The sequence below is a fragment of the Candidatus Rokuibacteriota bacterium genome (genome assembly GCA_030647435.1).
GTDB lineage: Bacteria > Methylomirabilota > Methylomirabilia > Rokubacteriales > CSP1-6 > AR37.
The window spans coordinates 24,763-37,864 of record JAUSJX010000086.1 but is presented as its reverse complement, the minus strand read 5'-3'; the positions used below and the strand labels follow the sequence as shown (position 1 = coordinate 37,864).

At 71.1% G+C, this 13,102-nt stretch carries 15 protein-coding genes; 8 read left to right on the top strand and 7 right to left on the bottom strand.

Translation table 11 applies throughout. The features are described 5' to 3' along the window. The 4 genes from Q7W02_15905 to Q7W02_15890 are packed head-to-tail and all read left to right on the top strand — an operon-like array spanning position 1 to position 4,319. On the top strand, positions 1-645 hold the full coding sequence (locus tag Q7W02_15905; protein ID MDO8477649.1) for a hypothetical protein: 645 nt from the start codon (positions 1-3) through the stop codon (positions 643-645). Continuing rightward, positions 626-2,659: a tetratricopeptide repeat protein gene (locus Q7W02_15900; GenBank protein ID MDO8477648.1), complete on the top strand. Its 2,034-nt coding sequence runs from the start codon at positions 626-628 to the stop codon at positions 2,657-2,659. The genes Q7W02_15905 and Q7W02_15900 overlap by 20 nt, the downstream gene beginning before the upstream one ends. Then, positions 2,659-3,447 carry a VOC family protein gene (locus Q7W02_15895; protein MDO8477647.1) on the top strand — a complete coding sequence of 263 codons (789 nt, stop codon included), beginning with the start codon at positions 2,659-2,661 and terminating at the stop codon, positions 3,445-3,447. The genes Q7W02_15900 and Q7W02_15895 overlap by 1 nt, the downstream gene beginning before the upstream one ends. Further along, positions 3,444-4,319 carry a ChaN family lipoprotein gene (locus tag Q7W02_15890; protein ID MDO8477646.1) on the top strand — a complete coding sequence of 292 codons (876 nt, stop codon included), beginning with the start codon at positions 3,444-3,446 and terminating at the stop codon, positions 4,317-4,319. Before Q7W02_15895 ends, Q7W02_15890 begins: the two co-directional genes overlap by 4 nt. A gap of 140 nt (positions 4,320-4,459) precedes the next feature. Here Q7W02_15890 and Q7W02_15885 read toward each other — a convergent pair whose 3' ends face one another. Next, positions 4,460-5,176 (bottom strand): hypothetical protein, encoded by a 717-nt coding sequence (locus Q7W02_15885; GenBank protein MDO8477645.1) that lies wholly within the window; start codon positions 5,174-5,176, stop codon positions 4,460-4,462. A 98-nt stretch (positions 5,177-5,274) separates the two neighbouring features. Here Q7W02_15885 and Q7W02_15880 point away from each other — a divergent pair, with 98 nt between their 5' ends. From Q7W02_15880 to pepE, 3 genes are read left to right on the top strand one after another with little or no spacing between them, the layout of a single operon-like run. Then, positions 5,275-6,078 carry an HAD-IIA family hydrolase gene (locus Q7W02_15880; protein MDO8477644.1) on the top strand — a complete coding sequence of 268 codons (804 nt, stop codon included), beginning with the start codon at positions 5,275-5,277 and terminating at the stop codon, positions 6,076-6,078. After that, complete coding sequence (locus Q7W02_15875; protein ID MDO8477643.1) at positions 6,078-6,221, top strand: hypothetical protein; 144 nt, start codon at positions 6,078-6,080, stop codon at positions 6,219-6,221. Before Q7W02_15880 ends, Q7W02_15875 begins: the two co-directional genes overlap by 1 nt. Positions 6,222-6,266: 45 nt before the next feature. Then, the gene (gene pepE, locus Q7W02_15870; GenBank protein MDO8477642.1) at positions 6,267-6,776 is read left to right on the top strand and encodes a dipeptidase PepE; all 510 of its coding nucleotides are present in this window, start codon (positions 6,267-6,269) and stop codon (positions 6,774-6,776) included. Between the two features lie 9 nt (positions 6,777-6,785). On the opposite strand, the gene Q7W02_15865 is transcribed toward pepE, so the two are convergent. The 4 genes from Q7W02_15865 to Q7W02_15850 are packed head-to-tail and all read right to left on the bottom strand — an operon-like array spanning position 6,786 to position 10,201. Continuing rightward, positions 6,786-7,172 carry a hypothetical protein gene (locus tag Q7W02_15865; protein MDO8477641.1) on the bottom strand — a complete coding sequence of 129 codons (387 nt, stop codon included), beginning with the start codon at positions 7,170-7,172 and terminating at the stop codon, positions 6,786-6,788. A 16-nt stretch (positions 7,173-7,188) separates the two neighbouring features. After that, positions 7,189-8,907 carry a hypothetical protein gene (locus tag Q7W02_15860; protein MDO8477640.1) on the bottom strand — a complete coding sequence of 573 codons (1,719 nt, stop codon included), beginning with the start codon at positions 8,905-8,907 and terminating at the stop codon, positions 7,189-7,191. 17 nt (positions 8,908-8,924) lie between these two features. After that, on the bottom strand, positions 8,925-9,737 hold the full coding sequence (locus Q7W02_15855; protein MDO8477639.1) for a prepilin-type N-terminal cleavage/methylation domain-containing protein: 813 nt from the start codon (positions 9,735-9,737) through the stop codon (positions 8,925-8,927). Continuing rightward, on the bottom strand, positions 9,734-10,201 hold the full coding sequence (locus tag Q7W02_15850; protein MDO8477638.1) for a GspH/FimT family pseudopilin: 468 nt from the start codon (positions 10,199-10,201) through the stop codon (positions 9,734-9,736). The genes Q7W02_15855 and Q7W02_15850 overlap by 4 nt, the downstream gene beginning before the upstream one ends. Positions 10,202-10,433: 232 nt before the next feature. Here Q7W02_15850 and Q7W02_15845 point away from each other — a divergent pair, with 232 nt between their 5' ends. Continuing rightward, a complete protein-coding gene (locus Q7W02_15845) occupies positions 10,434-11,534 on the top strand; it encodes a mandelate racemase/muconate lactonizing enzyme family protein (protein ID MDO8477637.1) in 1,101 nt (366 codons plus the stop codon). Positions 11,535-11,571: 37 nt separating this feature from the next. On the opposite strand, the gene Q7W02_15840 is transcribed toward Q7W02_15845, so the two are convergent. Then, positions 11,572-12,057 carry a low molecular weight protein arginine phosphatase gene (locus Q7W02_15840; protein ID MDO8477636.1) on the bottom strand — a complete coding sequence of 162 codons (486 nt, stop codon included), beginning with the start codon at positions 12,055-12,057 and terminating at the stop codon, positions 11,572-11,574. Next, positions 12,054-13,046 carry an SDR family oxidoreductase gene (locus Q7W02_15835; protein MDO8477635.1) on the bottom strand — a complete coding sequence of 331 codons (993 nt, stop codon included), beginning with the start codon at positions 13,044-13,046 and terminating at the stop codon, positions 12,054-12,056. Before Q7W02_15835 ends, Q7W02_15840 begins: the two co-directional genes overlap by 4 nt. Positions 13,047-13,102: the final 56 nt, after the last annotated feature.

Below are 13,102 nucleotides of genomic sequence, written 5' to 3'. Positions count from 1 at the left end.
GTGCCCTACTCGCTGCGGTTGATCGAAGACACGCTCGCCCCCGGCGCGCGCTACAAGCCCGCGCTCGCCTCGGCCGCGGGCGTGCTCTACCTGGCGGCGGGAGACCTTCGCATCGAGGGCGGCGCCGCAAGCGGCCCGCTCGAGCCCGGCCGCGCGCATCTCGCCGCCAAGGTCGGCGCCGCCGTCGCCGGGGCCTCGGGCGCCCGCGTGCTCCGCTTTGAGCTGGTCCGCCAGCCGCCGCCTCCCGCGGGCGGCCGCGTGCTCCTCGAGCACCCGATGGCGCTGGACCCTCGCGCGTCGTGGCTCCTGCGCTGCGATCGCGTGGACTTCGACCGTGGCGGAATCGCCCTGCCGCACCGTCACCGGGGCGGCGGCATCCGCTGTCTCCTGAACGGGCGCCTCGACGTGACCGTAGGGCAGGGGACGGCGCGGGCCATGCGCCCGTGGGACGCGTGGTTCGAGAGCGGCAAGGAGCCGGTGCTGGCCGTGTCCGCCAAGGACGAGGAGACCTCGTTCATCCGGGTCTCCGTGCTGCCTGCCGAGATCCGCGGCAAGAGCTCCATGATGTACGTGGACCCGGGCGACGCCGCGCGCAGCAAGCCCCGGACGTACACGGTCTACGTGGATGAGCCCATCGCGCTCTGAGCGCGTCACCGCGCCGGGCGCGCCGGGCGCGGCCGCGCTCAAGGAGGCGGCGCGGGCGCTCACCGGCGGCCGCTTCGCCGAGGCGGAAAGCCTCTGCCGCGCGGCGCTCGCCGGCAATCCCCGCCACGCCCAGCTCCGCGCCACTCTCGGCGCGGCGCTCCGCCGCCAGCGCCGCCCGGAGGAGGCGGAGGCGGAGTTCCGCGAGGTGGCGCGGCTCTGGCCGCGCTCGCCCGCCGCGCATGTGGATCTGGGCGCGGTCCTGCTCGAGCAGCGCCGCTGGGGCGAGGCCGCGGCGGCCCTCCGCGCGGCGCTCGGTCTCGCGCCGCGCACGGTCGAGGCCCACTTCAAGCTCGGCCTGGCTCTGGAGCATATGCGGCTGTGGGCCGACGCCGAGGCCGCGTACCGTGAGGCGGCGCGGCTCAAGCCGCGGCATGCGCTGGCGCATCTGCGTCTCGGGCTCGTGTGCCGGCGCCAGGGTCGGGCGGCGGAAGAGGAAGCTGCGCTCCGCCACGCCGTCGGGCTGGCCCCGGCTCTGGCCGACGCGCACGTCAACCTCGCCCAGGCGCTTGCCGTTCAAGGGCGCTACGCCGAGGCCGAAGCCGCATTCCGCGAGGCCCTCGCCCGCGCTCCTCGCCACGCGATAGCGCACGACGGGCTGGGCGTGGTGCTGATGGCCCAGGGCCGTCTCGATGAGGCGGCCCACGCGCTTGAAGAAGCGCACCGTATCGAGCCGGCGCGGCTTCGGACCCTCGTCCACTTGGCCGATGCGCTCAGGCGCGCGCGTCGCTCTAGCCAGGCGGCGACGCGCTACCGCGAAGCGATCCGCCAGCGGCCGGGTCTCGCGCGGCTCCACGGCTGCCTGGGCCTCACGCTGTGGCGGCTCCGACGCTACGGCGAGGCGGCAGGCGCGTGGCGTGATGCGACGCGCCTGGAGTCCGCGCGCGGGCTATGGCACCGGTGGCTCGGGCTCGTCCTCGAGAGACTGGGCCGGCTACCCGATGCCGCGGCGGCCTTCGAGCAGGCGCTCCAGCTTGACGGTGACGACGTCGCGGCCTGGCTGGGTCTCGCGGCCGTGTGCCGGCGCCAGGGCGACTGGGAGCAGGAGGCACAGGCCTATGCGCGCGCGCTGGCGTTCCGTCCCACCGACGCCCACCTCTACGCGGAGCTCGGCGTCGCCTTCGAGGCCCAAGGGCTCGAGGCCAATGCCGAGGCCGCTTTCCGCGAGGCGGTGCGGCTCGCGCCCGAGAATCCCGACCACCACCTCGACCTCGGCATCGCGCTCGGCCGCCAGGGGCGCCACGCCGAGGCCGAAGCGGCCCTGCGCGAGGCCATACGGCTGAGCCCGTCCGACATCGTGGCCTGGGGCAACCTGGCATTGGGCCTGGGCCGCCAGGGGCGCTACGCGGAGTCCGAGGCGGCATATCGCGAGGCGTTGAGACTCAAGCCGGACGGCGCGGCGCTTCACCGGGGCCTGGGCATGGGTCTCTACTTCCTGGGACGCTACGAGCCGGCCGAGGCCGCGTTCCGCGAGGCGGTGAGGCTCAATCCCGCCTATGCGCGGGCATGGGCCGACCTGGGCGAGCTCCTGAGCGAGCAGGGAAGGCTCACCGAGGCCGCCGAGATATTCCGCGAGGCCGTTCGCGTCAAGCCGCAGCGGGTCGGATCGCACCGGGGCCTGGGGCGCGTCCTGCTGGCCCTGGGGCTCGATGCGGAAGCCGAGGCGGCGCTCCGCGAAGCCCTCAGGTTCCGCCCCGGAGACGCGCAGAGCCACTTCAATCTCTGGGCGGCGCTCGAGAAACAGGGCAAGCACGCCGAGTGCGAGGTGGCCTACCGCGAGGCCATACGGATCAGACCGGAGCACGCTGAGGCCCATGCACGGCTGGCCGCCGTGCTCGAGAGGCTCGGCCGAACGGATGAAGCCTTGGCCGCGTGCCGGGAAGCCGCGCGCCTGGAGCCCGGCGACGCGCGCTACCGCCACGCGCTGGACGCGCTCCGCCGAAGGATCCGAGCCTGATGCTCCTCGGCGTGGACCATTTCGTCATCGCCGTCGGCGATCTCGCGGCGGCGATGCGCGACTATGCGGCGCTCGGCTTTTCCGTCGTGCCGGGCGGTCGCCACGCCGCCGGCACCCACAATGCGCTCATCGCGCTCGCCGACGGCGCCTACATCGAGCTGATCGCCTTCCACGAGCCGTACCCTGAGCACCGCTGGTGGACGGCGCTCGGGCGCGGCGGCGGGCTCGTGGACTACTGCCTGCAGACCGACGACCTCGCCGCCGACACTGGGGCCTTCCGACGCGCCGGGGTAGCGATGACGGATCCGAAACCCTCGGTGCGCACGCGCCCCGACGGCTTTGCTGTCAGGTGGGTGCTGGCGCTCGCGGAAGGGCCGCAGCGCGGAGTCGCGCCATTTCTCATCCGAGATGACGGGCCGCGGGCCGAGCGCGTGCCGCCCGAGAGCCGACATGCTAACGGCGTCACGGGTCTCTCGGCGGTGACGGTGGCCGTGCCGAGCGTGGGCGAGGCGAGAGACTGGTACGAGGCGGTGCTGGGGCGCCCGGGCGAGGCGCTCCACCGCGACAACCTCGACGCCGACGGTGTGCGCTTCGCGATTGGCCCGCACGCGCTGGAATTCCTTCAGCCCAGAACCGAACGCGGGCAGCCCAGAACCGAACGCGGGCCGATCGGCCAGTGGGTCGATTCGCGCGGGCCCGGGACCTACGCCGCGCGCTTCACCGGGGGCCCGCCTGGCGCCGCGCTCGATCCGCACCTCACCCACGGCGCCCGGCTCAGCTTCGGGTGATCCGGGCTTCGGCTGCCCGGCGCATCGCTGCCGCGCTCGCCATGGCGGGTTGCGCCGCGGCGGCGCCATCGCTCGACGACGATCCCGCTGCTGTGGCGCGCCGTATCGCGGCCCGGGCGCGGGACGTCCAGATCGTCTATCTCGGCGAATCCCACGACAACCCCTACCACCACATGGACCAGGCGCGCGTGCTCGAGGCCATGCTGGCCGGAGGCGCGCGGCCGGCCCTCGCCTTCGAGATGCTGGCCCAGGACCAGCAGCCCGCGGCGGACGAGGCGTTGCGCGACGGCGCCGACCCGGCCGCGGCCGGAAAGCGTCTTGGGTGGGTTGACCGCCGCTGGCCCGACTTCGAGATGTACCGGCCGCTCTTCGACCAGGCAAGGCGCTACGGCCTGCCGGTCGTCGCGATCGACCTGGACCAGCAGACGGTGCACCGCATCGCCAAGGAAGGGCTGGGCGCCCTGCCCGCCGACGAGCGAAGCCGGCTCGTCTCGCGCCTGGCTCCGGAAGCCGATCGCGAGCGGGGCATCGCGCGCGACATCGAGGCCGCCCACTGCGGCCTCCTGCCGGCGGGCGCGGTGCCCGGCATGGTGGACGCCTGGCACGCGCGCAACGTCACCATGGCGCGGCGGATCCTCCAGGCTCTCGAGCGGGCGCCGCAGGTGGTGGTCATCGTCGGGCGAGGGCATCAGGCGCCGGGGGGGCTTGCCGATCAGGTCGACGCGCTGCGATCCGGTACCCGACAGCTGATCGTGGACTTTGTCGAGGCTGGGTCAGACGAGGCGGGACGGCCAGCGCCGGGCAGCCACATCGTCTGGCCAAGGCCTCCCGTCGAGCGTCCCGACCCCTGCGCGCCGCTCAGAAACCGCTAGGAGCGTGTCGGAGAAATGACCCGACTTCGATTTCGACGGGATCGAAACGCATTAGCGAGGCCGAGATCTTCGAACCTGAGCCAAATGTGCGATCGCATGTTCTGTTGCATACCGTCGAAACCCATTATTCCGACACGCTCCTAGGCCGGGTCGGGGGTCGTGTCCGCTTCTATGGCCGACACCCGCGCGTAGCTGATGCCGACCCTGGTGCCGTTCTGGTCGAGGATAAGGCCGTCCTGCGTGACCTGGGCCAGGATGCCCTTCATGGGATCAGGCGCGTTGCGCACGGCCACCAGGACGCGCTTGCCGAGGAGCGGCTCGGCCTCGGCCCTCCACATGGAGTCCAAATCCGACAACGCGCTCGCGGCCGCCGGCTTGAGCTCGGTGATGCGACCCATGCCGGGAACGACAAGCCCGCCGCGGCCGCCGGCGCCTGAGCGCCCCCTGACTGCGAAGGGACTGGGCCGCCCCGAGGGCGGCGCGGGGACCTGGCGCGATGCGCCGGCCGTGTGGCTTTCCGCCATCGGCCCGCTCGGACCGGGCTCGACGGCCATCGTGACGACCGGGCCCTGGGTCGCGCCGTGGGTCGCACCTGAGGGCGGCTGCGCTGACTCGTCGGCCTCGAGGTCGCGGAGGATGTCGGACAGCCGCGACATCATGACCGAGTAGATGTAGAAGCCGATCATGGAGAGGACCAGCGCCGAGCCCAGGCCGATCTGGGCGACGTTGTGGTGAAGCACGTCGAGGGCGTAGAGCGTGTAGGCGAAGAGGAGCAGCGGCAGGACGGAGATCAGCGCGAAGACGACCGAGGAAGCCCGTCTGAGCGTGTAGGTGCGGGTTTTGGCGGCTCTCGCCATGGCTCGACTCTAGCGCGGGAGCGTCGCAGGACGCACATTTTTCCTCGCCCCGACCCGCAGCCCGCCCCGCGCGCGGGCCCACATGGTAAAATCCGGCCGTGACCCGATCCCGGCGCGGGCTGCGCGAGATGCGCGGCTTCATCTTCGATCTCGACGGCTGCGTGTGGACCGGCGACGCGCTGATACCGGGCGCCGCCGACGTGCTGGCCCTCTTACGGAGCCAGGGCAGGGCGCTCACGTTCCTCACCAACAACTCGCGGGCACGCGCGGCGACCATGCAGGCCAAGCTCGAGCGGCTGGGCATCCAGGCGGCCGTGAACGAGGTGCTGACCCCGCTCGAGATCCTCGGTCGCGTGCTCGACACGCACGTCGGCCCGGCCTCGCGGGTGCTCGCCATTGGCGGCCCCGAGCTCGAAGCCGCGGTCGTGGACGGCTCGCACAGCCTGGTGCCCATGGACCACTACCGCGAGGCGCAGGCCGTGGTCGTCGGCAACGACTTCGACTTCTCCTACGAGCGGCTGACGGCCGCCTCTCGGGCCGTCGCCGGCGGGGCAGCCTTCCTCACGCCCAATCTCGATCCGCGGCTGCCCGTGGAGGGCGACGACTTCCTCCCGGGCTGCGGCGCGATCGTCGAGGCCGTGGCAGCCGCTGCGGGCTTGCGCCCGCTCGTCGTGGGCAAGCCGGAGCCGCCGTTGTTCGAGCTGGCGCTCGCGCGCATGGGGCTCACCGCCGAGGACGCGGCCATGGTGGGCGATAGCGTGGACTCCGACATCCGCGGGGCGCGCCGCGTGGGGCTGACGGCCGTGTTCCTGGCCCCAAAGGGCGGTCTCGACGGCGTCGCCCACTACATGGTCAAGTCCATGAGCCAGCTGCGCCGACTCCTGGAAACGCGCACTCCCTGATGCGGGTCCTGCTGCATTCCGGAGGACCGCTCGGCCCCGGCGGCCGGCGCGAGATCCTGGACTTCCTGGGCGGGCGCCACCGGGTAGCCTTCGTCACCGCCGCCAGCCTCCACGACGAGTCGGCCTATTTCGCCCGTGTCTAGAGCCTGCTCGGCGTCCCGCCGCCCGAGGGCGCGGGGCTCGAGCTCCTGCACCTCCGCTGGAACGACCGGCCGCTCGACGCGCTGGGGCGCGCCGAGGCGCTCTTTATGGGCGGGGGCAATACGTACGCGCTTCTCAAGCGGCTGCGCGAGGCCGGCCTCCTGCCTGCGATTCGGGCGAGGGTCGAGGCGGGCATGCCCTATGTCGGCGCGAGCGCGGGCTCCAACGTCGCGGGGCCGACGATCCTGTCGACCAATGACTGGAACGTGGTCGCGCTCGACCGCTTCGACGCCCTCGGGCTCGTCGGGTTCAACGTCAACCCGCACTACAAGGAGATCGATCCCGCCATGGCGCCGGGCAGCGAGACGCGGGACGACCGGATCCGGGAGTACAACGTCGTCAACGCCAATCCGGTCGTGGGGCTCGAGGAGGGAGCCATCGCGCGCCTCGAGGCTGGAACCGTCACGGCATGGGGCACGGCGAGGATCAAGATCTTCCGGCGAGGGCAGGAGCCGACCTGGCACCAGCCCGGCGAGCGGCTGCCGATCGAGGCCTGAGGCGCGCCGCTACTCCGCGCGCATCGTGGTCAGTGTGATGTTCTGGGCGCCGAGCGTGGCCGCAGCGCGGTCGACGCGCACGATGACCTGGATGGTCGCGAGCCGGTTGGGCGGGACGGTCGGCCCCGTCGGCGTGATGGACCAGGAGCGGGTGATGCCCGGCTCGGGCGTGTCCGTGCCGTTCGTCGTTCCGGGCACGAAGGGCTGGTTCTTCAGCTGCTCCATCATCTGCCGCGCGAAGGCCGTGGCCTTGGACTGGCCGCCGCCGGCGACCACACTGACCGAGCCCTGGGCGAGCATGCTCAGCAGCGCCACGAGGGACACCGCGAGGAACGTCACGGCCAGCATCACCTCGATGAGGGTCATGCCCGACTGATCTCCGCGCGGCCGCCGCATCACGGCCTCCCTAACTTCACTTCTGGGCCCACGGGCCGCGCAGGATCAGGACGCCCTGGGGCGTGCCGGGCGGCGGGTTCGTGTTGAACAGCGTGTCGTAGCTCCAGATGCGCGTGGGCGGCGTGTAGTAGTTGGTGCCGCCCGTGCCGCAGCAGCGCCAGAGCCCGGTCGCCTGCTGGCTGTGCCAGAGATCGACGATCGAGCCGCGGTACGTGAAGTTCTGGCCGTTCCAGTCCTCGAGGAAGCGGATGTCGTTCTCGAGCTGGCCGTTGCCGCTGCCGAAGGTCGATTCGACGGAGGGTCCCAGCGCGAAGGCGGCGTTGACCGTGGTCGCCGTGGCGGGCCGCGTGCTGGTCCCCAGCGCGCCCTTGGTGTCGCTGTTGTTCGCCGACCAGTTGTTCGACAGGACCGTGATGGAGTCGGCCAGGACCGCGGCCGGCACCTTGGCGACCGTGTTGTAGTCGCCACGGACGTACACGGGGTTCTCGGAGACCACGGTCAGCCCTTGCGACGGAAGCTGGGAACCGTTGACGAGCCTGACGGCGGTCCCGGGTGTGCCGGTCTTCGCGACGTAGAGGACGCCGTTGGCCGGCGCGGCGCCCGTGCTGCGCAGGAGCCCCACGTTGACCTCCACGATGGTCATCGTCCTCAGCTCGCGCATGTCGTAGAAGCTCTTGCTCGTGATGACGCCCGCGGGCAGTGAGACCGGGTTGTTGCTCATGTCGGTGGCCGCGCCGTCCACGATCCGGAGCCCCGACTTGGAGTACATCTTCGCCGCCTGGAGATCCGGCGCGTCGCCCCCGTCCGCGATCTCGATGAGCTGGTGGGCGATGACGTCCGGGTCCGAAGGGTTGTAGAAGAGTGCGGGGACGGGCGGGATGATCTGCCCCACGCCCATGGTCGTATCGCGCACCGTGTTGCCAAAGGTGCTGCTCGCCTGGGCCTGCCAGGCGGAGGGCGTCCAGGTGCTGCCGAAGCCCGGCTGGTAGTCGTGGTCGAAATTGAGCGGACGATACGTGCCGGCCGAGTCCTTGATCTGGGGGTTGTTGCCCCACGGGATCGAGCTGTCGCGCTTGATGCGCCGGAAGATGTCGCCCGCCGACGTGATGGTCGAATCGAAGGACAGCGTCGCGCCCGCGCCCATGTAGATGTTGCTGTTCGAGTGCACGCGGCCGTTGAAGGTCATGTTGGCGCCGGGCGCGATCTCGAGGTCCACGCCAGCGCCGTAGAAGACGCCGAACTGGAAGAGCGGCACCTGGACGTACCGGACGATCTGGCTCAGGCGGGACCGGGTGCCGTTCTGGCCCTGGACCTCCGAGGTGATGAGGTAGTCCGTCACCTGGCCGCTGAAGCCCGCGTACGGGCCCGTGGTGAAGGTCGTGGGATAGGAGTACGGCGGGGTCGGCACCACGCGGGTGACCGAGAACGTCGTGAAGGAGAGCTTGGGGTCGGGCAAGGTCGGCGCGGTGATGCCGGTCAACTGACCGCTCGTCGGCGTCGGGGTGCCGGCGAGGATGTCTCGCAGCGCGACGACGGCCGACTCGATCCCGGCCTCGGCGCCGTAGAAGGCCGCGCTGTACTGCTTCCAGCTGCCCGAGATGGTCAGCTCGGTCGTGCCCATGGCGACGAGGGTGAAGCCCAGGACCGAGAAGAGCAGCATGGCGATCATGGCCAGGGGCAGCACCGAGCCGCGCTCGGAGCGGCGCTCTTGACGGAGACGCGCGAGGGGCATCATGGGTGTCCTCCCCGCCCTCAGAGGTTCCTCGGGCGGACCGACGAGGTCAGGCTGAAGGTGCGCTGCTCAAGGGTGCCGGCCGACTGCGCGGTCATCGTCACCACGATGCGCCGGATATTGCCCAGGTTGGCGGGAAGGGCCCCGGGTGGAATGGCGATGTCGTTGACGTCGAAGTACGTCAGCGCGCAGGCCGTCACGCCCGTGGCGAGCGGCTGGAGCCCCGCGCCCGTCCCGGCGTCCTTGAAGATCGTGCTGACGCTGTCCCAGACGAAACGGACGAGCTTGGGCCGGCCCACCTGGACGCCCCGCGAATAGGCCACCGGCACTCCGGGCGGGCCGATGGTGATCACGGTGCCGGAGGCCGACCCCACGGTGCCGGTCGAAAACTGGTCGGTGTTGATGAGATAGATGGTGTCGCCCGCCGTGAAGCCCGAGGCATTCACGACGTTGAGCGTCGTGTCGCTGACGCTGGCGTTGGCCGTGAGCGTCGTTGACGCGGCGGTGAGATCGGCCCAGAAGCTGATGCTGGTGGGTGTCGCCGCCGTGATCTTGACGGCGGCGGGTGGGAAGCCCGCCCCGGCCAGCCTGAGGTCCTCCTCCAGAATCATGCCCGCCCGCGCGGCCTGCTGCGCCTGGGCGCGGCTGTCGCCGTCCTGGCTGACCTGGCTGCCCGTGGCGAGGACGCCGCCGACCGCGGCCAGGACCATGCCGAGGACGCCGCAGGAGACGAGGAGCTCGGTCAGGCTGAAGCCGCGCCGGTTGCCGAAGACGCGTAGGAGCGCGATCACGGACCCGCGGAGCGCAATCACGGACCCGCGGAGCGCAATCACGGAATGGTCACCTGGCCGGAGGGCTGCACCGTCACGGTGAGCGAGTTGCCGCTGCCGTGGTAGACGGTGACGACGCCCGAGGTGCTGGCGGTGCCGAACGCCGTGAACACGGGGGCCGGCCCGCTGAAGCTGACATTGTTGGAGAGTGCGATCACGCCCGAGGCGTTCGTGTCGGGCCCGACCCAGGGCGCGCCGGCGCAGGTGCCCTGGAGGAGCTGGAAGCCGCCGCCGACGGTCTGGACGCAGATGTTCTGGCGTGTGGTGATGGCGACCATTCGCGCCTGGCTCAGGATCGCGCGGATCTCCCGGGCGCTCCCGGTGACCGCCGCGGCGGGAAGGTAGGTCCAAGCGGTGGGCAGGGCCACGGTCGCCATGGCCCCGAGGACCGAGAGGCACACGAGAAGCTCCGAGAGCGAGAAGCCGGCGCTGCGGATCCGGTGCGGGCGTTCCGTAGATTGGCGCATGGCGACTGATCAAAGGAGCAACTTCCCTGCCACCGGCGCGCTCCGGCACGGGGGCGAGCAAACACGGGAAATGGCTGGCAAAGACGCGAGGGCTCCGATCGGGACGGGTCGCCGGAGCGTCAGATCCCGTGTCAGCGAATCTGACACAGTGTCAGGCAGCCAACAGCCCCCGCGCGCCCCCCGAGAGGCAGCTCATTGACAGCACGGGGCCGTCTGGCCATATTGGAGCGCCATGCCAGCCCTGCCCATCACCGATCTGACCACCGCCCACCTGTCCCTCTCCACCAGCCGCCTCGGTTTCCAGAAGCCGCTGGGCACCGCCACCAAGGCGCTGCCGTCACTCGACTACGTCACCGTCAGGCTCAAGGCGGGAGATCTCGAAGGACTCGGCTACGCTTTCACGCCCGGCCACGGCGCCCGCGCCATCCGCGCGTGCATCGAGGAGCTCAAGTCCGCCGTCGTCGGCGCCGAGGCTCTCGCTCCGCGCGATCTCTGGGAGGCCATGGCGCGCCGGCTCAGCTTCGTGGGACCCGAGGGCGTGGGCGCCTTCGCCATGGCCGCGGTGGACATCGCCTGCTGGGACCTGGCGGCGCAGGCGCACAAGGTGCCGCTCTACCGCCTGCTCGGCCACGAAGGCAGGCCGCTGCCCGTCTACGGCACGGTGGGGCTCCTCTCCCTCTCGCTGGACGAGCTCTGCCAGCAAACCTCCAAGATTCTCGAGAAGGGCGTCCACGGCGTGAAGGTCATGATCGGGCACCCGGACCCGCGCCAGGATCTCGAGCGGGTCCGCGCCGTGGCGTCACTGGTGGGGGCGACGCGGCGGCTGATGATCGACGCCAACTGCGCCTTCCGTACGGTGTCCGAGGCCCTCGACCGCATGGCCGTGCTGCGGGAGCTGCCCGTCTTCTGGATCGAGGAGCCGCTCCAGCCCTACCAGATCGAGGACCTCGGCCAGTTCCGGCGCCGCGCGCCCTTCAAGACCGCCGCGGGCGAGAGCCTCTATCTGCCGCAGGGCATCGGCCGGCTCGTGGAGCACGGCGTCGTCGACATCGCCCAGCCCGATATCCTGCGCATGGGCGGCATCACGCCCATGCTCCGCGCCTTCGGGCTCATCGAGGCGAAGAACCTGCCGGTGGCGCCGCACCACTTCCCGGAATTGATGACGCCGCTCCTGGGCGCCTCGCCCAACGCGCTCTACATCGAGTACCTGCCGTACTTCGTGGACGGGATCTTCGAGCAGGCGCCCGTGATCGACCGCGGCATGATCCGGCCGCTCGACGTGCCGGGCCACGGCATCCGGTTCCATCCCGACGTGCTGAAGACCGCGCAGTAGCGCGGGATCGGGGCGTCCAACCGGCCCGGCTGCGGAGCTAGGGCGCGGACAGCGTCACGAGCAACCGGTCGACGCCCTTCGCGAGGCAGCGCTTGATCTCGTCCCGGCAGGCGCGGTAGCGCTCTTCCCCCTGGTCGAAGGGGTCGCCGATGTCGCCCTCCTCGCCGGCGAACTCCTTCAAGGTGAAGACCGGCCGCCCCCGCGCTTCCTCGTACGTTTCAAGCATCTCCTTCTGCTGCGCGGTCATGGTCAGGATCAGGTCCGCCTCGGCGATCACGTCGCGGTGCCGCCGGAGGTCCGTCGACGTCATCGCGTCCTCGGCGAGATGGATCCCGTCTTCGCGGAGGACGATCCGCGCGTCGAGCGAGGGGATCATCCCGTCTCGGGCGTGGTTGGCGATCCCTCCCGAGCGCACCAGCACGCGCCCGCGGGCCTCGCGCTCGGCGAGCATTTTCTCGAGGAGCACGTGGGCCATCACGCTGCGGCAGGTGTTGGCGTGGCAGACGAGGAGGACGGTCCTCACCGCTCTTCCCGGGGCCACTGCCAGAAGCGGACGCCGCGCCCGACCTCTTTCCACTCGTCCTTGGAGCGCTCGGTCAGGCTCTTGCCGAAGAGCGTCCCCGGCGGTTCGTGGAGGCCCGGGCCGAACGTCTCGGGCAGGAGCTTCACCAGCTCCTCGGGGTCGAGCCGGCGGTCGGCGTCGATGCGGCGGATCGCCTGCGGCTGGGCCAGGAGTGTGTAGCCGTAGCCGAAGGAATGGAAGACCTGCCCGTTGACGTGGGCCGCGGCATCGCTCGCCAGGAAGACGACGAGCGGCGCCACGTTGTCCGGGTCGCGCTCGGTGCCGATGGCCTGCTCGCTCGGCCACTTGCCCGTCTCGTCGAAGATCTTCTTGCCTCTGGGAGTCGAGTCGATCATGCGGGTCGCGCCGCTCGGCATGATCGCGTTGGCCGTCACGTTGTACTTCGCCATCGCGTTCGCCGTCGACCAGGTCAGGCCGATGATGCCCGCCTTCGCGGCGCCGTAGTTGGGCTGGCCGGGCGAGCCGAGCGCCGAAACCGACGACATGCTGATGATGCGGCCGGCCTTCTGCTCGCGCATCGCGATGGAGGCGGCGCGGGTGCAGAAGAAGGTGCCGTCGAGATGGACTGCCAAGACGGCGTCCCACTCTTCCTTGCTCATGTTGAAGATCATGCGGTCGCGCAGGATGCCGGCCACGTTCACGAGGATGTCGATCCGGCCCCACGCCTTGACCGCCTGCTCGACCATCTCCGTCGCCTGCTTGAAGTCGGCGACCGACCCGTAGTTGGGGACGGCGGTGCCGCCCGCCTTCACGATCTCGTCCACCACCGTGGCGGCCGGACCCGTCGCCACGCCTTCGCCGTCGAGCCCCGTGCCGAGGTCGTTGACGACGACCTTCGCGCCCGCCTTCGCCAGCGCGAGCGCGATGCCCCGGCCGATGCCCCGTCCGGCTCCCGTTACCACCGCGGTCTTTCCCTCGAGCATTCCCATGGTCACTCCCGTGGTTGTCGCTGGTAAGAGTTGTCCCCGGTCAACGTCGCCCGATC

Bases quoted from the DNA above. Each gene is read 5' to 3' on its own strand.
- Q7W02_15835 (MDO8477635.1), bottom strand. From the start codon at position 13,046: ATGGGAATGCTCGAGGGAAAGACCGCGGTGGTAACGGGAGCCGGACGG.
- Q7W02_15895 (MDO8477647.1), top strand. From the start codon at position 2,659: ATGCTCCTCGGCGTGGACCATTTCGTCATCGCCGTCGGCGATCTCGCG.
- Q7W02_15850 (MDO8477638.1), bottom strand. From the start codon at position 10,201: ATGCGCCAATCTACGGAACGCCCGCACCGGATCCGCAGCGCCGGCTTC.
- Q7W02_15865 (MDO8477641.1), bottom strand. From the start codon at position 7,172: ATGCGGCGGCCGCGCGGAGATCAGTCGGGCATGACCCTCATCGAGGTG.
- Q7W02_15885 (MDO8477645.1), bottom strand. From the start codon at position 5,176: ATGGCGAGAGCCGCCAAAACCCGCACCTACACGCTCAGACGGGCTTCC.
- Q7W02_15860 (MDO8477640.1), bottom strand. From the start codon at position 8,907: ATGATGCCCCTCGCGCGTCTCCGTCAAGAGCGCCGCTCCGAGCGCGGC.
- Q7W02_15845 (MDO8477637.1), top strand. From the start codon at position 10,434: ATGCCAGCCCTGCCCATCACCGATCTGACCACCGCCCACCTGTCCCTC.
- Q7W02_15875 (MDO8477643.1), top strand. From the start codon at position 6,078: ATGCGGGTCCTGCTGCATTCCGGAGGACCGCTCGGCCCCGGCGGCCGG.
- Q7W02_15900 (MDO8477648.1), top strand. From the start codon at position 626: ATGAGCCCATCGCGCTCTGAGCGCGTCACCGCGCCGGGCGCGCCGGGC.